Genomic DNA, 23,389 nt, shown 5'->3' with positions numbered 1-23,389 from the left:
GAGAAGCATCGCTCGACTCCTGCGGGAAAGCGTGACAGACGAGACCCCGCACGAAGCGAAGCGTAGGAGGAGGCTCGGCGCTCGCCCGCGGAAAGCGAGCGGAATGCTTCGGAAAACAACAGTAGAGTCACAGTGCCAAATGAAAAAAGCGAGGTATTCAACGATTTAATCGTTGAATACCTCGCAATGTGAGAGATATGGACTTTTTCAGTGCCATCCATTAAATGAGATCTCACTTTTTGTTACTTGGCTACCCCTTGCTTCAAGTTACCTGTCTTTTGGTCATAGAAGCGGAGTAAATCACCGTTAATGATGGTATCCGAATTCTCAAGTTCTTTCGTAGCTCGATCAGCGTATGGCTGACATGGCTCACCATCAATTTCTTCGCCAGTTGCTTTGTCATAACAAGCTTCACCAGCATATACATATTTATCTGTTACAAAACGACCGTCGCGGAAAATAACGAAGTCTTCATGCTCTGGTGAGAATAGGTCTGCACCAAGCTGCATATCTTTTGAAGTTTCAACACCAAGAAGGTGTAAAATTGTTGGACGTAAATCCATTTGTCCAGAAACCTCTGTCATTTCTTTACCGTCACCTGATCCAGGGATATGGATGAATAACGGTACTTCTTGTAGCAGTGCATTATCAAATGGTGTAATGCTTTCTTTTCCTAAATATTGAGCCATCGCTTTGTTATGGTTTTCTGAAATACCGTAATGGTCACCATACATTACAATAATAGAGTTATCATATACACCTTGATCTTTTAAACCTTGGAAGAAGTCTTTAAGAGCTTCATCCATATAACGAACTGTTTGGAAATAACGATTTAATGTACCTGAGTTTGACGTATATTCAGGAATCATTACATCTTCTGGGTCCAATGTGAATGGATAGTGGTTCGTTAAAGTAATTAGTCGAGAATAGAATGGCTGTGGCATATCTTTCATTAAGGCTGCGGATTGCTCTAGGAATGGGACATCTTTCATACCCCAGTTAACAGCTTGCCCTTCGCCAATCTTATATGAGTCTATGTCATAGAATTTATTAATGTGTAATGATTGATACATCATGTCACGGTTCCAGAATGATTTATTATTCGGGTGCATGACATTTGTAAAGTAGCCATTATCTCCAAGGCGCTCAGCCATTGAGTTATACGTATTTCCACCGTGCGTGAAGAATACCGCACCTCGACCTAAGCCGAACAATGAGTTTTCTGTAATAAACTCTGAGTCAGAAGTTTTCCCTAATCCAGTTTGGTGATAGAAGTTACTGAAATAATACGTATCTTTATCTTTTGTTAAAGAGTTTAAGAATGGTGTAATTTCATGACCATCCATTTGGTTATTAATCACAAAGTTTTGTAAAGATTCCATTGATACAACAATCAAATTACGACCCTTGTATTTACCAAACATTTGAGGGTTAACTGCTGCTTGATTAGAACGAATATAGTTGTTCACTTCTACTAATTCACTGCCATCCGCTAATGCACGTTGAGCAGAAGATTTTGATTGAATATAAATGTCATATAAATGGTAGTTATAAGTACCGATGTTTTTTACAAGTAATTCACGATCAAAGCTACGTGTTAACAATTGTGGACGCTCTGTTTCAGCTAATCCTAAGTTTAAGAACGACACAGCAATCGCTAATACGAAGTACGCACGACGGAATTCCACGTTTACTTTTACTGCATTTTTCATCATAGGCAAATATTTATTAGCTAAAATTAGAATAAGTACGTCAACGAAATATAATAAATCCCAAGGGCTAACAATCGCTGCTACTGAAGTTCCTAAATCACCAAAGTTATTTGTTTGGAATAATACCGGTAATGTAATAAAGTCGTTGTAGAAACGATAGAACGCGACATTCCCATATAAGACGATTGACATAATAACACTGACAGTTATTATATAACGACTTTTAACTTTTGGCGATTTAAAGAATAATGATATACCATAAGCAAATAGTACGAAGCTTAATGGATTAATAAACAAAATAAATTGTTGCATCGCATTTTCGATTTTCATCTCAAAGCTTGTGTGATAAACAATGACCGTTTTTATCCAAGTTGCTACAATTGCTAGTATCATAAATGAATGTTTAGGCCACTTTATTGATTTCATCCCTAACATCCTCCCTACTTTCTTACAAAAAAATAATATTTTTAACAATTTGTTACTGAAACAAAATATATCTTAATCCATTTTTTACAGATAATCAATAGATATATTTTTGGAAAAACTGTGCTCCTTGTTCGTACATGGGCCGGATAGTAATATATACGTTTTCGTTTGTAAAAAGTTTCGTAAATCATAAAAACAGTGGAAAACCACTGTTTTTTTAAGAATATTACATACATGTTACATTATCTTTACAATACCACAAATGAATTATATTTAAAACATTACTGATTATTTTCCTTCATGCGAAGCTTTGTTGTTTCTTGTCGAATTAGTAATAATGCCATTTGGTAATCTTTAATATCTAGTACATTCGCTTTATACAACTCGCGAATTTCATCCTCCATTAACATCAAATCACCAATGGGATCTCGTGTGTAAATATAAGTGCCATATGTTTTTAATAATTCATAAATATCTAACATTTTGTCCATTTTAGTTCGCTCCTCGTTGTGTTACACAGTCAATACGCTTTGTCGGTGTCACAATGATATCTACTGGGCAATCGTGCACTTCTGTAGGTACTCGTTCATATAGCTGCTCATTAAATAGCAGAGACATGAGCTTACCCTTTTTATAGTTTAATACATAGCGATCATAATAACCACCGCCATAGCCTATTCGATAGCCGAACTTATCAAAAACAACTCCTGGAACAAGTATGACGTCCATTTCATTTGCGTCAACAAACTCACACTTCTCTGGAATTGGCTCACGCAAATGCATATAAACAGTTTCTAGCTGGGCAAACGAGTCAATGGCGTAAAATAACATTTCTCTTGTTTTTGAGTTGCATTTAGGCACAGCGACTTTTTTACCAAGTTGCCATAGTTCTTCTATTAATTGAATTGTGTCGACTTCTGGCTTATTGGAAATGGTAATGCCAATTGTAGTTGCTTCTATTATATATGGTTCCTGTAGCACTTTTTTAACTACAGCATTTGATTGATCGTGGTAAGCTACTTCGCTCATTTTCGCAAGAGCTTCCTTTACCTCGTTCCGTAAAGTTGTTTTATCCATGCTAAGCTACCTCCTAAAATGTAGAAAGCCAAAACCACAAGTGGTTTTGGCTTAATGAGCGATTACTTAGTTTCACGGTGAAGAGTGTATTTCTTCTCGCGAGAGCAATATTTTTTAAGTTCAAGACGCTCTGGATTGTTACGCTTGTTCTTTTTAGAAATGTAGTTACGTTCGCCGCAATCTGTGCAAGCTAAAGTAATGTTTACGCGCATTATTAACCCTCCCACTCTATATCAAGAATTTAAATTTTGAGCATGATTTATACGACTAACCTATTATAACATAAAACAAAAAAAAATCTACCTTCATTTCATATTAAGTTTGCATATGGTAAAATACCTTATAATTACATACTTAATGAGGTGAAACTATTGGATTTATCCATCATACTTATGATTGTAGGGATTCTCCTAATTATTACTTCGTTCTTTTTCAAAAATAGCGCGAAAAAGGTCGAACAAGATGTAGAGGAGCTATCCATCTCTATTTTTCAAGAAACAAATAATTTAAAACGTCGTCTGAAAATTGTTGAGGAAGAGCTGTTATTAGAGCCAGAGTTTCAGGTTAAATCACCGTCAGCGCAAAATAACGCTATATCAGATCCAAAGGTTCAACAAGTTATGCAAGCTGTTCAACAGGCTGCTCAGGCATCGAAAACAGGACAAGCTGCTCCAAAAACGAAACCTATACATCAAATTATTGTAAGTCAGGTGCTTGAACTAAATAAGCAAGGTCTTTCTGTAGCAGATATCAGTATTCGTTCAAATTTAACTGAAGAGCAAGTCCGCCAAGTAATTGCAAACGGAGGTCGGTAATTCATGAATATGTCCGCTATCCGTGCATTTGGCATTGCGCTTTTTCTTGTCGGAGCTTTGCTTGCTTTAGCTGCGCGTTTCGATCTTAATATCGGTCTTCCAACTAAAACTTCCCCAAATACAGAAAATGTAGAGGAGTTGCAAAAAAAGCTCGAACAGGCAAATAAAGAAATTGCATTGTTAAAGGAACAAGCTAAGCAAGCTTCAAAGGAAACTAATCAGAAGACAGATACACCTAAAACAACGACTAAAGAAAATCATAAATCGGCAGATGCACCGGCAAAAGATACAACTATGACACTCCAAATATACAGCGGTATGGAACCATTTATTGTGGCACAAAAGCTTGAAAATGGTGGCGTCATCGAAAATAGTGTTGAAATGGAACTGCTCCTTGCTAACCCTAAATACGCGCGAAGCTTACAAATTGGCTCTTACGAAGTCAATTCTTCGATGTCTTTAGAGGAAATTGCAAAATTGATTACAGGGAAAAAGCAATAATATTACCATCCTATTTCATATAAAAATGGCTGTCATCAAATAATCACAACTACTGATTTTTGATGACAGCCTTTTTAATTTAAGAAATTAAGAAATTTGTTCTAAGAAAGCTCGCATCATTATAATGCCCTCTTTTGTCCCAATGGATTCTGGATGAAATTGCAGCCCAAAGAGTGGGTATTCTTTATGTTGAATCGCCATAATTTCACCATCATCACTGGACTTTGCTAAAATATTAAAATCCTCATGCAACGTGCTTTGCTCAATGATGAGAGAATGATAACGCATTACTTCGATTTTACCGTCTAACTGAGCAAATAAGCCTGTTTTTTCATATTGAATTGTTGATAATTTTCCATGCATTATATTTTTAGCTTGAACTATGTTTCCTCCAAATGCTTGCCCTATCGATTGGTGCCCAAGACAAATGCCCAAAATCGGAAACTTCGTATAAAGCTCTTTGACAACATCCACTGTTATTCCTGCATCAATTGGCGTACCTGGGCCAGGCGATAAAATAATGGCTTCAGGTTGCATTTTCTGAATGTCTTCAATTGTTATTTCATCATTACGTACTACTTTTACATCTTTCCGAAGCATTCGTATTTGCTGAAATAAATTATATGTGAATGAATCATAGTTATCGATCAGTAAAATCATTTTTTTACCTCCAATAGCGCGCGAGCTTTATTTAGCGTTTCCTCGTATTCAGACAAAGGCACCGAATCGTAAACAATACCAGCACCTGCTTGCACATGGGCACGATGATCCTTTATGATCATTGTTCGAATGGCTAGAGCTAAATCCATATCCCCTGTAGCAGAAATATAACCCACTGCACCTGCATAGACACCACGTTTCACAGGCTCGAACTCATTGATTAGCTGCATAGCGCGGATTTTCGGCGCACCTGATACTGTACCAGCAGGTAAGCAAGCTCGAAGAACATCCAAGACATGTACATCATCACGTAATTCGCCGATAACCTCTGATACAATATGCATAACATGTTTATATCGCTCAATACTCATATATTTTATCAGCTTCACTGAACCCACTTTGGCAATACGTCCAAGATCATTACGCCCTAAATCCACTAGCATACGATGTTCAGCAATTTCTTTGTCATCATTTAATAAACCTTCTGCGATCGCATTATCCTGCTCCACTGTTTTACCTCTTGGCTTCGTACCAGCAATAGGATTAGTCGTTACGTTTCGATCCTTCACCTTAACGAGACTTTCAGGAGATGTTCCTAAAATGGTATACGTTCCGAAATCCATATAGAACATATAAGGTGAAGGATTAGAAGTACGTAATTGACGGTATAAAGCGAAAGGATTTCCTGTATATGGTGAAGTGAAGCGTTGTGATAAAACAATTTGGAAAATATCACCCTTCCGAATATGCTGTTTTGCACGTTCAACTAGTGCTACAAAATTTTCTTTGGCGATCATCGGTCTGAAATCTAGCTCTCCAAACGTCGTGTCGTCAAATGTTGTTCCAGCATATAGCTGCTCCTTCATCATAGAAATAGCCAATTCCATCGCTTCAAGAGACCGTCCTCCCTCAAATAAATCGATTGCCGCTAGTGTGATCTCTTGCTTTAAATGATCAAAAACGATAAATGTATCATAGAAAAAGATATGGACATCCGGCATTTCTAAATCATCCTGCAAGTATTCACCTATTTTTTCTGTATAAAATGCTGTTTCATAACCAAAGAATCCAATTGCTCCTCCAAAAAAGGCGAACGGATACTGTGCCTTATGCAATGGCATTACTTGCTGTAATTTTACTAATACATTGGTGCTCGATTTTTCTGTTTCTCCACCTTTGGAAAAAGAATAACCATTCCTATCTCCAATAAGTTCTGCAATTGGGTTGACGGCAATAAACGAGTAACGCCCACTTTCTTCATGCTTCGCAGACGATTCGAAAAGCATCTTATGCTCCCCTTCAAGTGATTGATAAACGGAAATTGGCGTCATCATATCACCCTGTAATGCCTTCATAGCAAACTTTCTAAGCTCAACTGTCATTCTCTTTCTCTCCTTTTCTATGCTCTGCTCTTCTACACCAAAATTAATCAATTATGCATTGGCTTAATGGACGCTACCGCTTCGTGAGCATTTCACTTACATAAACATCGCGTCCGGGTTTTGAACATTCGCCAAAGCATATAAAAAGGCCTTCCCATCACAAAAGGACGGAAAAGCCGTGGTGCCACCTTCATTGGTCTTCATCAATTATGCCCCGGCATAATTACATTCAGCTGATGTTTGGATACCCACTGAAAAAGTTAAAAGACCCTCTCTATACCTTATAACGTAGGCGCACGCTAATCCATACTTTATTACTTTATTCAGGATTAGAGCTCCGAAGTCCATTCACTATTTATCTGTACTAGTTTCCACCAACCACTAGCTCTCTATAACAAATAATAATAGCTACTACTCTTCATCAAAGCTGATAACATGTATTCATTGTAAAGTAAAGAAACTAACAATTCAATTTATTTTTTATTACGAAGCCATTCATCTTCAGCTGGATTTGCTAGTATAATATTTAGTTCTTGAAAAATTTGACGGATAGCAAATAAAATATCTTGTCGCACATTTAGCATCTCTGCCGTATCATTTGTTGTCACATAGAAACGCACAAGGACGCGATAAGAGGTTGGATAAAACTCATCTATAAATACATGAATCATTTCTTTTTCTGTTTGAGCATGCAAATAAATTTCTTTTTGAATGGTACTTAAAGCACTTCGTAGTTTTTCCTCTTCATTTTCAGCAGCTACAAATAAAAATTGCTCACATTTTCGTTTTTCTCGTCTCGATAAATTATAGATCGGTCGATTTACCAAATAGGCGTTAGGTACATAAACAAGTCCTTTATCCCCCGTTTGAATTAAAGTACTTCGAAGATTAATATCTTCGATGGTTCCTTCAATTTTTTGGTCCTCCGTTGCTATCCAATCGCCAATTTGAAATGGGTTATCTAATGCGACTGACATCCCACCAAAAACATGTGCTAGTGTATCTCGAATACCAAAAGCAATCGCGACACCAGTTAAGCCAATTCCGGTTAAAAAGCCATTCAAATTAAAATCCCAGAAAGAAGCAATCGTAAACATCGCCAATATCATAATGAGCACTTTTCCTATACGAAGAAAAAAAGGTAACAGGACATTTGGTTCCTCATCGTTATTCAACGGTAGTGGCTGCTTTGTATAATAATTTAAAACATCGTATACGCCTTTGAAGGCAAAAAAGACCATAATAGACAATACAAAATTTTTAGTTGCTACATGTGTAAATAAAAAGATTTCTAATAATATTGATAAGCTGAGTACAATCACTGCAGACATAAATGCATAGCGAATCGCTTTATTAAATTGCGCGAGTACTGTTGCCTGAAAGTTACGCTGACGATTTTTCAGAAATGTAACAGTACGATTAATAACTTTCTTTATAACAAACTGCTGAAAAAGCCAACCAATTACACAAAGTGCAACGGCAATAATAATTTCCATCCACGTTGGGGTTGAAATATCAGGTAATATCCATTTCAATGAATTCAAATTTCATTCTCCTCTAACTACTATGTATATTCACAGAAAAGGAGCCGATCAACAATGACGATCAGCTCCGTTTTTATTGAATTGCATCATCCGCAAAAAAAGCCTTATTAGCAAACCAAAATTGCTGCTCATTAAAATTATGTTCATGCATAGCGATCACCGAAAATTCAGCATGGTACTTACGCTTCATTTCCTCAAGTACAGCCTTCGCTTGCTTTCCAACGAGATGCTGTCCATCAATTGGAGTGCCTTCAGTAAAAATAATAATATCCGCTTCTGTACAATGTTGATTTTCTTGAAGCAAGCCCTTTACAAAATGGAGCACAGGCAGAACCGCAGCTTCTCCCTTTGCCTTATAATCAATAAAATCCTTAAAATCGGATAAATTTAAATGCCCGTCTTCAAATCGAAAATGTACATGAACTTGACAGTCATATGGAACGATATATAAATCTCGACGTTCACGGTGCGCGCTCATAAATAACGGTAAAATTATGCTTTTACAAAGCTCAGAATATGCCGCCATACCAGTTGTTTGCTCAAGGCAGATTATAATTGGACCTGTTTCTTTTTTATATTCATCAAACGGAACATATAGGATATTTCCTTTTTTTATTGTTTGACGATTAAGCTTTCGACGCCTAGCTACCTGTCGCTTTCGCTCATAATACAAGCGCTGCTCTTTTCCATTAGCCAATCGTTCGGCTTGCTCAACAGCTGGTATATTTTCATAAATTTCATGCATGATATCTGCCAATTCAAGTGCAAATGCTGCCATATTTCGTAAGGTTTCACTCTTGTAAAAAAAATCTATAAAAAAATGTTGTTCCTTGTTACTTAATTCCTCAAGATGTAAGTTTTCATAAAGAAAACGTAAAAAGTCACATTGTTCTGACGTAAATTCCAGAGCAAATTTCTCTAAGAGTGATTCTACAGCGTCTTTCACGAAGCAGCACCTCCTCAGCACATTTTTTTCGGATAATGTCTATAGTATAACCAAAATAATTTTTTGACAATACAATAACGTTTGCAGTATTTTGACGCTATTTTTATTAATAATGTTGCCGTTATTTTGTATTAATAAAATATGGCTCTTTGGCAGAACGTGTGGTTGATTTCCGTTCCGGCTGGGCGCTTTGTTGCTGACGCTTCGCTTTCGCACAGAGCAGAGCTTCCTGGGGGCGTCCGATGAGCCGCTTCGCTTCGCTGCAGGGTCTCGGGCTAGCACGATGCTGGTCACGAAGGCGTTATCACAGGACGTGATGGTTTTAGCCTTCGTTCCTCTATTGCTGATCCCCGAGGAGTCGCCCAGCCTCCACTCCAATCAACTATTTCACTTAGTATGTATCTTCTAGCATGACACTAATTTATAGTGATAAAACAAAACTTCAGCAATGTTTTTATGTGCGAAAATGAAGCGTCAAAAGCATTGATTACTTGTGCAAAAACGGAGTGTTAACAAAGCGGCTCGACACTTGCCCACAGGAAAGTTAGTAGCATGGAATCACCCTTATTTATATTGACCACCATATTTACAAAAATTTCTTTAACTGTTTGTATTCCTCCACCATGAAAAAAAGAGCCTATAATTGGCTCTTATCAGACTGCAAAACAAACGTTACTCCTAATTGAATATAGTTTATAGAGATTTAATTACGGGACCAAAATATTCAGTATTTTGTAAGAGCATTGAAATCGGCTCGCTTTTTTGGGCGGGACTTTTTTTAAAATGCAAAATAATCAAACATATGCCATTCTAATTTAGGCTGGATCTTTTTAGTACTTTAATCATCGTTATAATACCATTTTGGTTCAATAGGTTTACTCATACTTTCGATAGGAACTGTTGATTTTCAAGGAGAGTGGCGACTCCTACGGGATGAGCTTACGCTGAAAGCCCCGCAGGAACGTAGCGACGAGGAGATTGATCAATTATGCCTCGGCATAATTGCGTCCGGAATCGGCTTTGTGCCTGCACAAAGCCGATTCCGTGACATCCGCCGGAGGCTTTAACTACTTTCAGCGGGTGTCCAAACACCTGCTGAAAGTAGTTAAAGCCAAGCCCGCGGAAAGCGCCAACTCGAAGTGAAAATCAACCTTTGTTTGATATACACTTTATTCTTATGTCGGCAAACAGAAAAGAGCCTATCATCGGCTCTTCCCTTACTAATTATTTAATTCATAATGTTTACCTTTGACTAAGTAAAATAAGTGTTCAGCAATATTTGTTGCATGGTCAGCTGAGCGCTCTAAAAATCGGCAAACAAAGGTTAAGTGTGTAATTTGAGAAATATGTGCTGGATTTTCTGCTCCTGCGCGCATCAATAGCGTAATTGTCGCTCCATATAAATCATCGACGTAATCATCTAGTTCAGCAATTTCCTTGGCATGAACAGTATCTTCCTCTGTAAAAGCTTTGATAATACTCTCTAGCATTTCTACAGTCTTGTTACACATCGTTTGCAAATTTGTTGTAGGAAAGATAAGCGGCTCTTTGCCAATTCGAATTGTCTCTTTGGCAATATTCACTGCATAGTCCCCTACTCTCTCCATATCAGATGCCGCTTTGACAAGCACCATGAGACGACGTAAATCAGTAGCTACAGGCTGCTGCTTAGCAATCATTAAAATAACACGGTCATTGATTTCTTCTTCAAGACGATTGATGATTAAATCGTCCTCAAGAATCTTCAAGGATGTCTCTAAATCCTGATTTAATAATGCTTCAAAAGCTATTTTAAGAGCGTTGATACTACTATTGGCTATCTCGACAAATTGTTCTTGGACTTCTTTTAATTCCTGTTCAAAACGTTCACGTACTACCATCTACTGCTCCTCCTTAACCGAAACGGCCTGAAATATAATCTTCAGTACGTTGATCTGCTGGTGTTTGGAAGATAACGTCTGTTTTATCGTATTCAACAACCTCTCCACTTAGGAAAAATGCTGTACGATCTGAAATTCGTGCTGCTTGTTGCATATTATGTGTCACGATAATAATTGAATAATCTTTTTTCAGCTCTTGTACAAGCTCCTCGACTTTTAATGTAGAAATCGGATCAAGTGCAGATGTTGGTTCATCCATTAAAATAACATCTGGTTCAATCGCTAAACAACGCGCCATACAGATTCGTTGTTGCTGACCACCTGATAAACCATATGCATTTTGATTTAAGCGATCCTTTACTTCATCCCAAATTGCCGCGCCGCGTAAAGATTTTTCAACAATCTCATCAAGAATCTTCTTATTTTTTATACCGTGGATACGTGGGCCATAAGCAATATTATCGTAAATAGACTTCGGGAATGGGTTTGGCTTCTGGAATACCATACCTACACGAGTGCGCAATTCTTCAACAGCATAGCTTTTATCTAAAATATTGCGCTCACGATATACTATTTCCCCTGAAGTTCGAACACTTGGTACAAGCTCTACCATTCTATTTAAAGTTTTTAAATAAGTAGATTTCCCACAGCCAGATGGCCCAATTATAGCTGTTACTTCATTTTCATAAATGCTTAAATTGATGTCTTTTAAACCATGATGATCACCGTACCATAAATTTAAATTACGTGTATCATATACTACTTTTTTGGCAACATCAGCAGATGGCTTTGTAGCCGTATGAATCGATTTGACAACAGATTTTTCCTCTTTTATACCCAGTACCATAAGGTCACCTCATTAATAACGTTTTTGGAATTTATTTCGAATAAAGATGGCAATAGAGTTCATCAGTAAAAGCACTGTCATAAGAACTAAAATACCGGCTGCCGCTACATATTGAAATGCCTCTTGCGGACGTTTTGCCCAATCGTAAATTTGCATTGGTAAAGCTGTGAATTGGCTTAACAAACCATTAGGTAAAAACTGTAAAATAACAGGAATCCCAATAACAACAAGTGGTGCTGTTTCACCAATCGCGCGAGACAACGCTAATATACTTCCTGTTAAAATTCCAGGAATGGCCGCTGGTAGCACAACATGCAATATCGTTTGCCATTTTGTCGCACCCATACCGTAAGAAGCTTCACGCTGTTCATTCGGTACTGCACGAATCGCCTCCTGCGCCGCAACAATAATCACTGGTAAAATTAATAAACTCATTGTTAATCCTGCTGCTAAAACACTTTTCCCTAGTCCCAACATTCGAACGAAAATTGTTAACCCAAGTAAACCAAAAACAATGGAAGGTACACCTGCTAAGTTAGAAATATTCATACGAATAAAGTCATTAAGTCTATTTTTCTTTGCATATTCCTCTAAATAGATTGCAGTTCCTACACCTAGAATAATCGACACCGGAGCAACAACTGCCATCAGCCAAAGTGAACCTATTAAAGCTGCCTTAATGCCCGCTTTATCTGCAAAACGCGAAGCAAAATTTGTTAAAAAGTCGATTGATAAATAGCCGACACCTTGTGTTACTATACGATAAAGCAAAATAGCTAGTGTCACTAATGCAAAAGTCGTTGCTAAGAAGAAAAAGAACTTCCAAACTTTATTGAATGTAATACGCTTTGTCATTCGTTTCATGACGACCGTGTCATCAATATACCGCATGCTAGTAAACCTCCCTGAAGCGTTTCGAAATATATTGAGCAAGTAAATTCATCATTAAAGTAAAGATAAATAATGTGAATCCTACTGAATAAATCGAATAATAAATTGTCGTACCATAGCCAGCATCGCCTGTTGCAACTTGTACTATATACGCAGTCATCGTTTGAATCGAGTCTGTCACATCTAAATCGAATTTAGGTGTAGAGCCACCAGCAAGTGATACGATCATCGTTTCACCAATTGCCCGGGAAATAGCGAGGACAATTGAAGCAATAATGCCTGATAATGCAGCTGGTAATACTACTTTTATAGCTACTTCAAACTTTGTTGCTCCAAGAGCTAGAGCTCCCTCACGCATACTATTCGGGACAGATGACATCGCATCCTCTGAAAGCGATGTAATCATTGGTAGAATCATAATCCCTACAACAATCCCCGGACTAAGCGCATTAAAAAGTTTCAGCCCTGGAATAATTTGCTGCAACATCGGCGTTACAAATGTTAATGCGAAGAATCCATAAACGATCGTTGGCACACCTGCTAACACTTCTAAAATAGGCTTAACCGTACGTCTTATTTTTTCGCTTGCATATTCACTTAAATAGATAGCAGAAGCAATGCCAAATGGTACTGCTACGACAACTGCAATAAGTGTGACTTTCAATGTTCCAGCTATTAAAGGTAAAATCCCAAATAATGGTTCCTTTCCTGAAAACGGTAGCCATTGTGTACCAAATAGGAAATCCGTAATCGAAACACGTTTAAAGAATTCAAACGTTTCAAAAATAAGGGTGAAAACAATGCCAAATGTCGTCAATATAGAGATAAGTGCCGCAGAAAATAATAGAGTTGGCATTGCTTTTTCCACTATTTTCTTTGTTTTTTGATTGCGCGAATTTGCAATTAATTGCTGCACAGATGATGTCTTGTTTTCTTTTTGAGAAACCATTGGGTGCTCCTTTCAAATAAGAGAGGGAAAGAGCATACATCTCTTTCCCTCTATGCATGTCTACTTATTTTAAGCCTTCTAAAGTTTTTAAAGCTTCACTGTATTTATCTTCAGGTAGACTGACATAACCAACAGCGTCTGCCATTTCTCCCCCGTGCTCAAGTGTAAATTTAATGAAATCATATGCCGCTTCGTTTTCTTTCATAGCACTATTTTTCACATATACAAATAGTGGTCGTGAAAGTGGTGCGTATTCACCAGATTCAATTGTTTTATTTGTTGGCTCAATGCCGTTTACTTTCACAATACTTAATTTATCTTTATTTTCTAAGTAGTAAGCATAGCCAAAGAAGCCGATTGCGTTTTTGTCACCTGCTACACCTTGAACTAGCATGTTATCATCCTCTGATAATGTTGCTGATTTTGCTAGATCAGCACCGTCTAAAATCGTTTCATCAAAGTAATCGTACGTCCCTGAGTCAGTACCTGGTGAATAGTAGACGATTTTTTCATCTGGCCAAGATGGATCAATATCAGACCATTTTTTAGGTTTCCCATCTTCAACCCAAATTTTCTTTAACTGCTCAACTGTTAGATCCTTCGCCCAATCATTTTCAGGGTTCACGACAACCGAGATGCCATCATATGCTAAAGGAAGCTCTGTAAAAGCAATTCCTGCTTTCTCTAATTTTGCTTTCTCTTCATCTTTGATATGACGAGATGCATTTGAAAAGTCTGTCTCACCTGCGATGAATTTTTCAAAGCCACCACCTGTACCTGAAACACCTACCGATACTTTGACATTCGGTTGAGTCCCTGCATATTCTTCAACAACTGCTTCAATAATTGGTGCGACTGTTGATGAACCATCCCCAGCTACAGCCCCTTGCAGTTTTTTGTCTGCAGCGTCTTGTCCTGAGCTCGCCGGTGCGTTTGTTTCTGCATTGTTACCCTTTTGTGCAGAGTCACTACCACATGCACCAAGCATTAATGCTGAACCCATTACCGCTGTCATCGTTAAGTACTTCCACTTTTTCATCTCATTTGCCTCCGTCATTAACATTTTTATAGTTATTTGTCTTACAATCTTTACTATAATGACTAAATGTTGAAGTCGTATAAACAGTTCGTAAAAGAGACGTAAAGGAATGTAATGCTTTGTAAATGATTGTAAAGATGAATTTACAATTGTAGCTGTCGCACAGATAAATAATGCGTCCAGATTTTTTGTGCCTAGGCTGCAAGAGGTCCGACACGTTGTCGGCCATTTCGGTAATGCCACACAACATGGCGTTTTTACCGATGCAGATCATATAGCCGTTTTCCTTTAAAAACTTGCTTCCTTTTGGAAAGATGCTATAATAAGCAATTGTGTCAGGAAATAATCTAAGAGGAGTTTGACTTTGTGATTAAACATACAAAAGTACAAAATACCGATTACTTTAAAACGTATTTAACACTTATTATGGAACATCGTGAATATACTCTACAGGAAGCTGTTGATTTTATGGTAGAGTCTTATTTCTGTAATAATATAGAGCTTTATGGATTAAAACCGAAACAACAATTTGAAATAGCTATTCAACAATTATCTGTATTATAGGTCTTTTATATAAAAATAAATAAAACACGGTATGAAAATGGTGATCTTTCATACCGTGTTTTTTTCGCGGGTATTCAATAATACTCTAAAACTGTAAAAAAACCGCTAGGCATGTATATGCACTAGCGATTTCTCTTATTCTTGCTCATCTTCACCAATTTTGTCTTTTGTAATAGCCGGTAAAATTGGTTGTTTTACATTACTGTCAGTCACTTTTTCAGCTTGATATTTTGCTTTTAACTCAAAATATTTATCAACAGCTTCTCGAGCAATAACATTATTATTAGTTAAATGTGCACCTGTGTTAGTCGTCGCCCATGGAATGACAACAGCATAAGCAATTTCAGGATTTTCATAAGGAGCAAAACCAACATGTGTAAAAGTAAGTGTTTGCGTACCATAATACTCTTTTAACGGTCCGAAATACACTACCTCAGCTGTTCCTGTCTTCCCTGCCGCTGTATATGGAGCATTTGCAAATTGAGCTCGTGCAGTACCATTCGAACCTGTATAAACTAGACGTAATCCTTTTTTCACATAATTTATTTCTTCTATAGGATTATCGATACGATTTAAAATTGTTGGCCCTATTTCAGTCACTAATTGACCTAACTGTTGCCCATCATTTGATGGCTCACGTACCTCTTTCACAACATGTGGCTGAATACGATAGCCGCCATTTGCCACAGTTGAAATATACTGTGCTAATTGTAATGGCGTATACGTATCATATTGTCCAATCGCTAAGTCGAGTGTTTTACCACCCATCGTTGGACCAGATGGACCCTCTACACCACTAAATTCATTCGGCAAGTCAATACCTGTTTTTACACCTAAGCCAAATTGTGCATAATTATTACGCATTTTAGGGAATGTATCTTCTTTTAAACGAAGTGGCATCCCATAGCTATATGGTGTTCCATTAATAAGCATAGCAATTTTAAACATATAAACATTTGACGAACGCTCTAGAGCCATTAAGTCATTCATTTGAATATAACCACTTCGGTTAAAAATTGAAGTTTTCGCTTTTGTACTAGCTAATACAATAGGTTCATCTCCCATTGTAGTACCCATTGAAACAACCCCTTGATTATAACCAGTAAGGAGAGTTGCTGCCTTAATTGCCGACCCTGCCTCATAAGCTGTTGTAAAGGTACCATATGAATAATCGACGACTTCATTTTTCCCTGTTTCAGGATTTTTCTCAATCTTCTTACCAACCATTGATAAAATATCGCCTGTATTTGGGTCCATCATTACTAAAAAGGCACGATCAAGTAAACGGGAACCCCCTTGTGATTTTAGCTTAAGTAATTCACGCTCAACAATTTTTTCAGTTTCTAATTGTAGCTCACTATCAAGTGTCAGTTTTAAATCTTTACCAGGCTCACCTTCATAGGTCGTAATGGTATCGACTACCTGCCCTTTTTTATTCGTAATATTTTTAACAACTGATTTTTGCCCTTGCAGTAAATCTTCATATTGCGCTTCAATATAACTTTCACCAACACGGTCATTTCGTGAATAATCACGAGCTAAATAATAATTCAGCTTTTCTTTCGGAATCCCTTTTGCTGGTACTGTTGTGCGTCCTAAAATAGCGAGTGATGATAATTTCAAACGCTTCCAGTCAGTTGTTGTGTTAACGCCTGGTAATTGAGTTAAACGCTCAGAGACACGCGCAAATTCATCGGCAGATACATTTTCACTCTTAATAATTTGCGGTGATAAATTGTATCCTGATACCATCTCTCGATAGATTGCTAGTACTTCTAAGTCTTTTTCTGTCAATTGCAATAATTCTTCGTTTGTGATTCGTTCACGAACAAGTTTATCTATCTGTGCATTGATTTGACTTTCAGTTACATCTTCTTGTGCCCTAATTTTCTTTTTTTCTTTATCTGTTACTTTTGCATAGGCAGCGTCATGATTTTTTATAATCCAAAAATCTTGTTTGTCACGTAATGTAACGCGGTTCGTTGGCTGCTCAATTAATTGTGCCAGCTTTTCGGCTATGTCTAGCATATCCTTTGTTGTTGTCGTCGACATTTTTGTATACGTAATGGCATTTTCTGGTTGGTTATCCACTAAAATACGACCGTATCGATCATACATACGTCCCCTTGGCACACTTGTATTGACAGCTACCTCCTCTTTACGCTCTAAATCACGTACATAATCTTCCCCTTTTACGATTTGCATATAGCCAAGTCTAAAAATTAGCATTGAAAATACGAGAAATATAGCAAAGAAAAGGACATTCATACGAAATGTTAAATTAGAGTGATGTTTTGCTTTAACACTCGTCGCGCGATTTTTTCCCGGTGCTTTGCGCATATGTATTCCCCTCCTCATCTAATTACAATTTAAATACACACGATATTTAGTATACCATTTGAAGGTACGACAGGAAAGCATGCACTTGCGAATTTATGTTTTGAAAACATCATTTATTTGACGGCACTTTAAGATGAAAAGTTGCTGTTTTTTATCGATTGCTAGAAAAATAGTTTTTATATTAAAGATTGAGGGGGATGACGGCCATTCGAAGCACTCCAAACCTTCCGGCGACCGCATCCCTTTTAACCCAACCGACTGCCAATTTTTTCAGTTGGCGTTTGGAGCATTCACTCTACCTTTCATTGTATTGAATACCTCAAAGATTATAGAACCAGCAAAAAAGGCTATGCCTCGGTGAGTAATCACCTTTGACATAGCCTTCTATTAAACATTAATTATTTTGCAGCTTGGAATTTAGCTTCTACTACATCCCAGTTTACTACGTTCCAGAATGCACCGATGTAATCTGGACGACGGTTTTGGTAGTTTAAGTAGTAAGCATGCTCCCAAACGTCTAAGCCTAGGACTGGAGTTTTACCTTCCATAACTGGAGAGTCTTGGTTTGGAGTAGATGTAACAGCAACTGAGTCACCATCAACGATTAACCAAGCCCAACCTGAACCGAAGCGAGTTGTAGCAGCTTTTGCAAATTCTTCTTTGAATGCATCGAAAGAACCGAATTTAGCATCGATTGCTTTTGCAACTTCGCCAACTGGAGTTTTTGAACCGCCTGGAGCGATTAATTCCCAGAATAATGAGTGGTTAGCATGTCCGCCACCGTTGTTACGTACAGCAGTTTGTTTGTCAGCTGGAAGAGCATCAATGTTTGCGATAAGATCGTTAATGTCTTTTTCAGCAAATTCAGTGCCTTCTACTGCTGCGTTTAAGTTTGTTACATAAGTATTGTGGTGTTTAGAATGGTGAATTTCCATTGTTTTTGCATCGATATGTGGTTCTAATGCGTCATAAGCGTAAGTTAATTGTGGTAATTCGTAAGCCATTGTTAAGTTCCTCCCTAAAGTAAAGAAATAATTAATACATCCTTAGATTATCAAAATTGGTCAAACCATTCAACGAAAAATACTTCAAATTGAAGATTTTCAGCCTTTTGACTGAAAAGCCAATACGATTACTATACTACCCTGTTTTCCAAATGGCTAAACTACAGAGGAAATTATATCGCTATAAAGAACACGACAATCATAACGATTTGAATAACTGCTTTTGCCAGTGTTGATGTTAAGAAGCCAACAAGTGAGCCAACTCCGCTTTTCACAGCCTCTCCAAATGTACGACGCTCTACGATTAATTCTCCAATCACAGCTCCTAAAAATGGACCAACTAATATACCTACAACCGGAATGACGAACGGACCAATTAATAAACCAATGGTACTACCCCACATACCAGCATTTGAACCACCAAATTTTTTAATACCAAAGGCATTGGCCACAGAATCAGCAACAAATAAAATGACAACAAATATAATTTCACTCGCCCAGAACAACCAGCTTAGCTCCGCAAATGAAAAAAATAATCCATATACTAAAAAACCACCGATTAAAAAAATCACACCTGGAATTATCGGGTATACCAATCCAACAAATGAAATGATAAAGCAGGCAATCACTAAGATCCAGCCAACAACTTCCATGAAAATTCTCTCCTTTTATCGTGCATTGCCTTTCATACGGATTTACAAAGCTGTAGGTTTCATTTATTTTCATTCAGCAGATGTATTTGTATCGTAAGTGCAACTTCAGTTACACATGTCTTCTGCGCGAAAGAGAAACGTCAGCTACAAATGTTTTCTGTAGCGAAAGCAAAGTAGCTACAATTACCCCAAGCCGCAATTGATCTAATGTCTAATTCCTAAAATAGAGTCAGCTATATTTACAGCATGGTCTCCTATACGCTCTAAATTGCTAATGATATCCGTATAGACGATTCCCGCCGCTCCATTACATTCGTACGTATTTAAGCGCGCAATATGCTTTTGTCTTAGCTTATCTTCCATATCATCTATCAAGCTTTCGAGCTCAGTTACTTCCTGCGCTAAGCTCAAACTTGCTGTATCCAGAGCCGCTATGCTCTTTCGTACAGCTTCAATCGCCAAGCTAAACATGCCTATTAAATCTTGTCGCGCTGACTTACTTAAACTTACCTCATGATGATCTTTATATTGTAAAAGCTCTAAAATATTTTCAAAATGATCACCAATACGTTCTATGTCTCGTACATTTGTTAGAAGTGTATGGTGTCTTACTGAGTCTGCTCGAGAAAGTGGCTGCTTAGACACCATCACTAAATAATTCGTGATTTCCTTGTCTAAATGATTGAGCGCTACTTCTAATTGTAAAACTGTAGGAATATGAGCAGCATCACCTGTTTTCATATATAAAAATGTTTCTTCTAAACCATGAAGTGCATGTTCCCCCATACGTAACACTTCCTCCTTCGCTTGCCCGAGTGCAATCGCCGGAGAGGAATCAATGAATGATGGATCTAAATGCTTCGTTGTCACATCAATATTTCCATCATGCCCTGGAACTAGCTTTGTGACAAGTGCAGCCAACCCTCCGATGAATGGCAGCTGAATCATCATATTAATTATGTTAAAAGAGCCGTGCGCAATCGCTATTTGCATTTTCGCTTCTAAATGGAATAGCCCACTAATCCACTGTACGTAATGCATAAAGGGTGTAAAGAACACCATGAAAATGATCGTTCCTATAATATTAAATAGCACATGTGCCGCCGCTGCACGTTTAGCATATATAGAAGCACCCAGTGAAGCTAATACTGCTGTAATGGTCGTTCCTATATTTTCACCAAATAAAATAGGTAAAGCACTATCTAAGCCAATCAAATGCTCAGCATATAAGCCCTGCAGCACACCGACAGTTGCTGTTGAGCTTTGGACAAGCAATGTAAAAACTGCCCCTAGAAAAATCCCTACAACGGGCAGATCCTTTAGAAGAAGGGTTAATGATGCAAAGTCCGCTAATTGATGAAGTGACTGCATGCTTGCACTCATTAACTCTAAACCTAAAAATAAACCCCCGAAGCCAAACAATATTTGCCCGATATACTGATACGTCGCTTTCTTAAAGAAAAATAACAACCCTGCACCTATTGCCAATAACGGATAAAAATATATGCCGATATTAATACCAATAATAAAAGCGGTTATGGTCGTTCCAATATTCGCCCCCATAATGACACCGATTGCTTGACGTAATGTTAAAAAACCTGCACTCACTAGCCCAACCGTAATCACCGTCGTTGCAGAGCTCGACTGGATACAAACCGTCACAATTATGCCCACTAACACGCCCATTAAAGGATTTGTTGTAAAACGATTCAACCATTCACGCAGTCGATCATCTGCTGATTTTTGAAGCCCATCCCCCATAAATTTAATGGAAAATAAAAAGACTCCTAAACCGCCTAAAAATTGAAACAGTATGCTTTGCCAATCTATTGTCAATTGTATTCGCTCCAATTCCTACATCTCTACTTCTCTATTCCTAATCTTTAAATGATAGTATAGAAAAAGTAAAGAAAACCTTTAACTTCTTTACACAATATTAACATTTCATTATCGTATTCTCAGTTATTATTTCTTATTTCATATCTTGTCAAAGTTGAACATGGTAGAATAGCGATTGGAGGAGATATGCTTATGAAACACTCACAACTATTTATCGATAGCTTAATTCATCCAAAAAAACTTGCTGCCTATCGTTTATTACCGATCGGAAAGGTCATTCAATATACCTTTCTTCTAATTACTGTTGTTACAGTTTTCTCTTTTGGTCGTTTTACGGCTGGAATGTCTGTTGATGCATTTGATATGAATAGTTTAAATGGTATTACTGAATACATAGAAGACGTTAAATGGGTATTGTATCCCGTGACATTCATTATGCTTTTTGTTTTTACTACGATGCTTATTTTTGCACAAATTGCGCTCTATGCCGTAGCAGGTCTACTGATTTTAAAAGTCATGAAGCGTCGCGGTGAATACCGTCACATTTGGCGTACTACGACGTTTGCCATGACTTGGGCAATTCTAATAAGTATGCTAGCAGATTATCTACCGATTAACAGTACAATTATCTCTGTTTTTTCTTTATTTTTAACTGTGACTCTACTAATCGTAGCCATTACAAAATATCCAAAACAACCAATCAAAAAATAATGTGCATGAATCCCCTCTCTTCTAAATATAGTGTAGAAAAGGAGGGGATTTTTTGCGTGCTTTTGTGTTAACAGCTATCATTATTATTTTTGCTTTTGTTGTAAAAGTAGATTTAACAGAAGGTTCATTACACCTTGCTGCCATTTTTCCGAAAGAAACTGAAAACGCCCTTTGTGAGAAGCAGCGAGAGCCAAATTATATAACTATACAGACTATTCAAGGCGATACTATTCACAGTTTATTTGCACTTCATCCCGCCAAAGTACCAATGACCTTCCCTGAACGCTTACAACTATTTTATGAATTAAATCCACACTTACAATTACAGGCTCTTGTTCCTGGTGAAAATATTAAGCTTCCGCTGTCATTTGAATTTGAAAACAAATGCGGAAAATGAAAAGTTAACGTTTCTTCCTTGTCCTTATTTTCTTACACTGCTAAAATAAATGTCAGTGACGGTCGAAAGTATGGCCCGAAAAGGAGAGAAAGTTAATGAGTGAAATTTGTCACCGTACAAATACACGTCCCGTGCGTGTCGGTAATTTAACAATTGGTGGTAGTAATGAATTATTCATTCAAAGTATGTGTACAACAAAAACACATGATGTCGAAGCAACAGTAGCAGAAATTCTTCGTCTTGAGGAAGCAGGCTGTCAAATCGTTCGCGTAGCAGTACCAGATGAACGTGCAGCTGATGCGATAGCGGAAATTAAAAAACGTATCAATATTCCATTAGTAGCTGATATTCACTTTGACTATAAATTAGCATTAAAAGCAATTGAAAATGGTATCGATAAAGTTCGTATTAACCCAGGTAATATCGGGCGTAAGGAAAAAGTTGAAGCTGTTGTTAATGCAGCTAAGGCTAAAGGTATTCCAATCCGTATCGGGGTAAACGCTGGTTCATTAGAGCGTCATATTTTAGAAAAATATGGTTACCCTACTGCAGACGGTATGGTAGAATCTGCTCTTCACCATATTAAAATTTTGGAAGACTTGGACTTCCACGATATTATCGTATCCATGAAGGCATCAGACGTAAATTTAGCGATTGAGGCCTATGAAAAAGCGTCTAAAGCCTTTGATTATCCTCTACATTTAGGAATTACTGAATCAGGTACATTATTTGCTGGTACAGTAAAATCAGCGGCTGGCCTTGGCGCAATCCTTTCAAAAGGTATCGGTAATACATTACGTATTTCACTATCTGCAGACCCTGTTGAAGAGATTAAAGTAGCACGTGAACTATTAAAATCATTCGGTCTTGCTTCTAATATGGCAACACTTATTTCTTGCCCAACATGTGGTCGTATCGAAATTGATCTAATTTCAATTGCCAATGAAGTAGAAGAATATATTTCTAAACTTAATGTACCATTAAAAGTAGCTGTTCTTGGTTGTGCGGTAAACGGTCCTGGTGAAGCACGTGAAGCCGATATTGGTATTGCTGGTGCTCGTGGTGAAGGTTTACTATTTATGAAGGGCAAAACTGTTCGTAAAGTGCCTGAAGAAACAATGGTAGAAGAGTTGAAAAAAGAAATCGATAAATTAGCAGCTGAAATGGCAGAAAAACGTGCTGCTGAAGAAGCAGAAAAAGCGAACGCCTAAG

23 protein-coding genes and 1 other annotated feature are annotated in these 23,389 nt (G+C 37.5%); of the genes, 6 read left to right on the top strand and 17 right to left on the bottom strand.

Annotated elements, in window-relative coordinates:
• Positions 1-242 precede the first annotated feature (242 nt).
• The 4 genes from ACIQ7T_RS08155 to rpmG form a co-directional block, all read right to left on the bottom strand.
• Positions 243-2,138 carry an LTA synthase family protein gene (locus ACIQ7T_RS08155; protein ID WP_402869626.1) on the bottom strand — a complete coding sequence of 632 codons (1,896 nt, stop codon included), beginning with the start codon at positions 2,136-2,138 and terminating at the stop codon, positions 243-245.
• Positions 2,139-2,419: 281 nt separating this feature from the next.
• Positions 2,420-2,629, bottom strand: coding sequence for a YqgQ family protein (locus ACIQ7T_RS08150; protein ID WP_049663926.1), 210 nt, complete (start codon positions 2,627-2,629; stop codon positions 2,420-2,422).
• A 1-nt stretch (position 2,630) separates the two neighbouring features.
• Positions 2,631-3,215, bottom strand: a complete 585-nt coding sequence (locus tag ACIQ7T_RS08145) for a 5-formyltetrahydrofolate cyclo-ligase (protein ID WP_370081618.1) — start codon at positions 3,213-3,215, stop codon at positions 2,631-2,633.
• A gap of 62 nt (positions 3,216-3,277) precedes the next feature.
• On the bottom strand, positions 3,278-3,427 hold the full coding sequence (gene rpmG, locus ACIQ7T_RS08140) for a 50S ribosomal protein L33 (RefSeq protein ID WP_008408521.1): 150 nt from the start codon (positions 3,425-3,427) through the stop codon (positions 3,278-3,280).
• Between the two features lie 150 nt (positions 3,428-3,577).
• Here rpmG and ACIQ7T_RS08135 point away from each other — a divergent pair, with 150 nt between their 5' ends.
• Positions 3,578-4,030, top strand: a complete 453-nt coding sequence (locus ACIQ7T_RS08135) for a hypothetical protein (protein WP_370081616.1) — start codon at positions 3,578-3,580, stop codon at positions 4,028-4,030.
• Between the two features lie 3 nt (positions 4,031-4,033).
• Positions 4,034-4,531: a hypothetical protein gene (locus ACIQ7T_RS08130; RefSeq protein ID WP_370081615.1), complete on the top strand. Its 498-nt coding sequence runs from the start codon at positions 4,034-4,036 to the stop codon at positions 4,529-4,531.
• 87 nt (positions 4,532-4,618) lie between these two features.
• Here ACIQ7T_RS08130 and ACIQ7T_RS08125 read toward each other — a convergent pair whose 3' ends face one another.
• The 9 genes from ACIQ7T_RS08125 to ACIQ7T_RS08085 all read right to left on the bottom strand — a co-directional run bounded on the left by ACIQ7T_RS08125 (position 4,619) and on the right by ACIQ7T_RS08085 (position 14,669).
• The gene (locus tag ACIQ7T_RS08125; protein WP_370081613.1) at positions 4,619-5,191 is read right to left on the bottom strand and encodes an anthranilate synthase component II; all 573 of its coding nucleotides are present in this window, start codon (positions 5,189-5,191) and stop codon (positions 4,619-4,621) included.
• Positions 5,188-6,573, bottom strand: coding sequence for an anthranilate synthase component I (trpE, locus tag ACIQ7T_RS08120; RefSeq protein ID WP_402869624.1), 1,386 nt, complete (start codon positions 6,571-6,573; stop codon positions 5,188-5,190). Before trpE ends, ACIQ7T_RS08125 begins: the two co-directional genes overlap by 4 nt.
• 160 nt (positions 6,574-6,733) lie before the next feature.
• Positions 6,734-7,007 (bottom strand) — a binding site (T-box leader).
• 39 nt (positions 7,008-7,046) lie between these two features.
• Positions 7,047-8,117: a mechanosensitive ion channel family protein gene (locus tag ACIQ7T_RS08115; protein WP_402869622.1), complete on the bottom strand. Its 1,071-nt coding sequence runs from the start codon at positions 8,115-8,117 to the stop codon at positions 7,047-7,049.
• Positions 8,118-8,190: 73 nt separating this feature from the next.
• Complete coding sequence (locus tag ACIQ7T_RS08110) at positions 8,191-9,063, bottom strand: vWA domain-containing protein (protein WP_402869620.1); 873 nt, start codon at positions 9,061-9,063, stop codon at positions 8,191-8,193.
• A 1,220-nt stretch (positions 9,064-10,283) separates the two neighbouring features.
• A complete protein-coding gene (gene phoU / locus ACIQ7T_RS08105; protein ID WP_402869618.1) occupies positions 10,284-10,943 on the bottom strand; it encodes a phosphate signaling complex protein PhoU in 660 nt (219 codons plus the stop codon).
• 13 nt (positions 10,944-10,956) lie between these two features.
• Positions 10,957-11,790, bottom strand: coding sequence for a phosphate ABC transporter ATP-binding protein PstB (gene pstB, locus ACIQ7T_RS08100; RefSeq protein ID WP_402869617.1), 834 nt, complete (start codon positions 11,788-11,790; stop codon positions 10,957-10,959).
• A 12-nt stretch (positions 11,791-11,802) separates the two neighbouring features.
• A complete protein-coding gene (pstA, locus tag ACIQ7T_RS08095; RefSeq protein ID WP_402869615.1) occupies positions 11,803-12,681 on the bottom strand; it encodes a phosphate ABC transporter permease PstA in 879 nt (292 codons plus the stop codon).
• Between the two features lies 1 nt (position 12,682).
• Positions 12,683-13,630, bottom strand: coding sequence for a phosphate ABC transporter permease subunit PstC (gene pstC / locus ACIQ7T_RS08090; protein WP_370081606.1), 948 nt, complete (start codon positions 13,628-13,630; stop codon positions 12,683-12,685).
• Between the two features lie 64 nt (positions 13,631-13,694).
• On the bottom strand, positions 13,695-14,669 hold the full coding sequence (locus ACIQ7T_RS08085; protein WP_402869613.1) for a PstS family phosphate ABC transporter substrate-binding protein: 975 nt from the start codon (positions 14,667-14,669) through the stop codon (positions 13,695-13,697).
• Positions 14,670-15,035: 366 nt separating this feature from the next.
• On the opposite strand from ACIQ7T_RS08085, the gene ACIQ7T_RS08080 reads away from it, so the two are divergent.
• Positions 15,036-15,233 carry a hypothetical protein gene (locus tag ACIQ7T_RS08080; protein ID WP_370081602.1) on the top strand — a complete coding sequence of 66 codons (198 nt, stop codon included), beginning with the start codon at positions 15,036-15,038 and terminating at the stop codon, positions 15,231-15,233.
• A gap of 135 nt (positions 15,234-15,368) precedes the next feature.
• Here the strand turns inward: ACIQ7T_RS08080 and ACIQ7T_RS08075 are convergent, their stop codons facing one another.
• From ACIQ7T_RS08075 to ACIQ7T_RS08060, 4 genes are all read right to left on the bottom strand, one after another.
• Positions 15,369-17,573, bottom strand: a complete 2,205-nt coding sequence (locus ACIQ7T_RS08075; RefSeq protein ID WP_370081601.1) for a peptidoglycan D,D-transpeptidase FtsI family protein — start codon at positions 17,571-17,573, stop codon at positions 15,369-15,371.
• A 398-nt stretch (positions 17,574-17,971) separates the two neighbouring features.
• Positions 17,972-18,577, bottom strand: a complete 606-nt coding sequence (locus ACIQ7T_RS08070; RefSeq protein ID WP_402869611.1) for a superoxide dismutase — start codon at positions 18,575-18,577, stop codon at positions 17,972-17,974.
• Positions 18,578-18,750: 173 nt separating this feature from the next.
• Entirely contained in the window at positions 18,751-19,230 is a 480-nt protein-coding gene (locus ACIQ7T_RS08065) for a DUF456 domain-containing protein (RefSeq protein WP_370081597.1), read from the bottom strand.
• Between the two features lie 204 nt (positions 19,231-19,434).
• Positions 19,435-21,066, bottom strand: coding sequence for a Na/Pi cotransporter family protein (locus ACIQ7T_RS08060; RefSeq protein WP_402869609.1), 1,632 nt, complete (start codon positions 21,064-21,066; stop codon positions 19,435-19,437).
• Between the two features lie 195 nt (positions 21,067-21,261).
• On the opposite strand from ACIQ7T_RS08060, the gene ACIQ7T_RS08055 reads away from it, so the two are divergent.
• From ACIQ7T_RS08055 to ispG, 3 genes are all read left to right on the top strand, one after another.
• The gene (locus ACIQ7T_RS08055) at positions 21,262-21,780 is read left to right on the top strand and encodes a DUF1189 family protein (RefSeq protein WP_370081593.1); all 519 of its coding nucleotides are present in this window, start codon (positions 21,262-21,264) and stop codon (positions 21,778-21,780) included.
• Between the two features lie 52 nt (positions 21,781-21,832).
• Positions 21,833-22,177, top strand: a complete 345-nt coding sequence (locus tag ACIQ7T_RS08050) for a hypothetical protein (protein ID WP_370081591.1) — start codon at positions 21,833-21,835, stop codon at positions 22,175-22,177.
• 95 nt (positions 22,178-22,272) lie between these two features.
• Positions 22,273-23,388 (top strand): flavodoxin-dependent (E)-4-hydroxy-3-methylbut-2-enyl-diphosphate synthase, encoded by a 1,116-nt coding sequence (gene ispG / locus ACIQ7T_RS08045; protein WP_370081589.1) that lies wholly within the window; start codon positions 22,273-22,275, stop codon positions 23,386-23,388.
• The last annotated feature ends 1 nt before the right edge of the window (position 23,389 follow it).

It is taken from the genome of Lysinibacillus sp. NPDC096212, assembly GCF_044763105.1.
Classification (GTDB): domain Bacteria; phylum Bacillota; class Bacilli; order Bacillales_A; family Planococcaceae; genus Lysinibacillus.
Note: the sequence above shows the minus strand (reverse complement) of the source record. Positions and strands in the feature narration are given on the sequence as shown.

Bases quoted from the DNA above. Each gene is read 5' to 3' on its own strand.
- ACIQ7T_RS08085 (WP_402869613.1), bottom strand. From the start codon at position 14,669: ATGAAAAAGTGGAAGTACTTAACGATGACAGCGGTAATGGGTTCAGCA.
- trpE (WP_402869624.1), bottom strand. From the start codon at position 6,573: ATGACAGTTGAGCTTAGAAAGTTTGCTATGAAGGCATTACAGGGTGAT.
- ACIQ7T_RS08055 (WP_370081593.1), top strand. From the start codon at position 21,262: ATGAAACACTCACAACTATTTATCGATAGCTTAATTCATCCAAAAAAA.
- ACIQ7T_RS08155 (WP_402869626.1), bottom strand. From the start codon at position 2,138: ATGAAATCAATAAAGTGGCCTAAACATTCATTTATGATACTAGCAATT.
- ACIQ7T_RS08075 (WP_370081601.1), bottom strand. From the start codon at position 17,573: ATGCGCAAAGCACCGGGAAAAAATCGCGCGACGAGTGTTAAAGCAAAA.
- pstC (WP_370081606.1), bottom strand. From the start codon at position 13,630: ATGGTTTCTCAAAAAGAAAACAAGACATCATCTGTGCAGCAATTAATT.
- ACIQ7T_RS08125 (WP_370081613.1), bottom strand. From the start codon at position 5,191: ATGATTTTACTGATCGATAACTATGATTCATTCACATATAATTTATTT.
- phoU (WP_402869618.1), bottom strand. From the start codon at position 10,943: ATGGTAGTACGTGAACGTTTTGAACAGGAATTAAAAGAAGTCCAAGAA.
- pstA (WP_402869615.1), bottom strand. From the start codon at position 12,681: ATGCGGTATATTGATGACACGGTCGTCATGAAACGAATGACAAAGCGT.
- ACIQ7T_RS08150 (WP_049663926.1), bottom strand. From the start codon at position 2,629: ATGGACAAAATGTTAGATATTTATGAATTATTAAAAACATATGGCACT.
- rpmG (WP_008408521.1), bottom strand. From the start codon at position 3,427: ATGCGCGTAAACATTACTTTAGCTTGCACAGATTGCGGCGAACGTAAC.
- ispG (WP_370081589.1), top strand. From the start codon at position 22,273: ATGAGTGAAATTTGTCACCGTACAAATACACGTCCCGTGCGTGTCGGT.
- ACIQ7T_RS08065 (WP_370081597.1), bottom strand. From the start codon at position 19,230: ATGGAAGTTGTTGGCTGGATCTTAGTGATTGCCTGCTTTATCATTTCA.
- ACIQ7T_RS08130 (WP_370081615.1), top strand. From the start codon at position 4,034: ATGAATATGTCCGCTATCCGTGCATTTGGCATTGCGCTTTTTCTTGTC.
- ACIQ7T_RS08070 (WP_402869611.1), bottom strand. From the start codon at position 18,577: ATGGCTTACGAATTACCACAATTAACTTACGCTTATGACGCATTAGAA.
- ACIQ7T_RS08145 (WP_370081618.1), bottom strand. From the start codon at position 3,215: ATGGATAAAACAACTTTACGGAACGAGGTAAAGGAAGCTCTTGCGAAA.
- pstB (WP_402869617.1), bottom strand. From the start codon at position 11,790: ATGGTACTGGGTATAAAAGAGGAAAAATCTGTTGTCAAATCGATTCAT.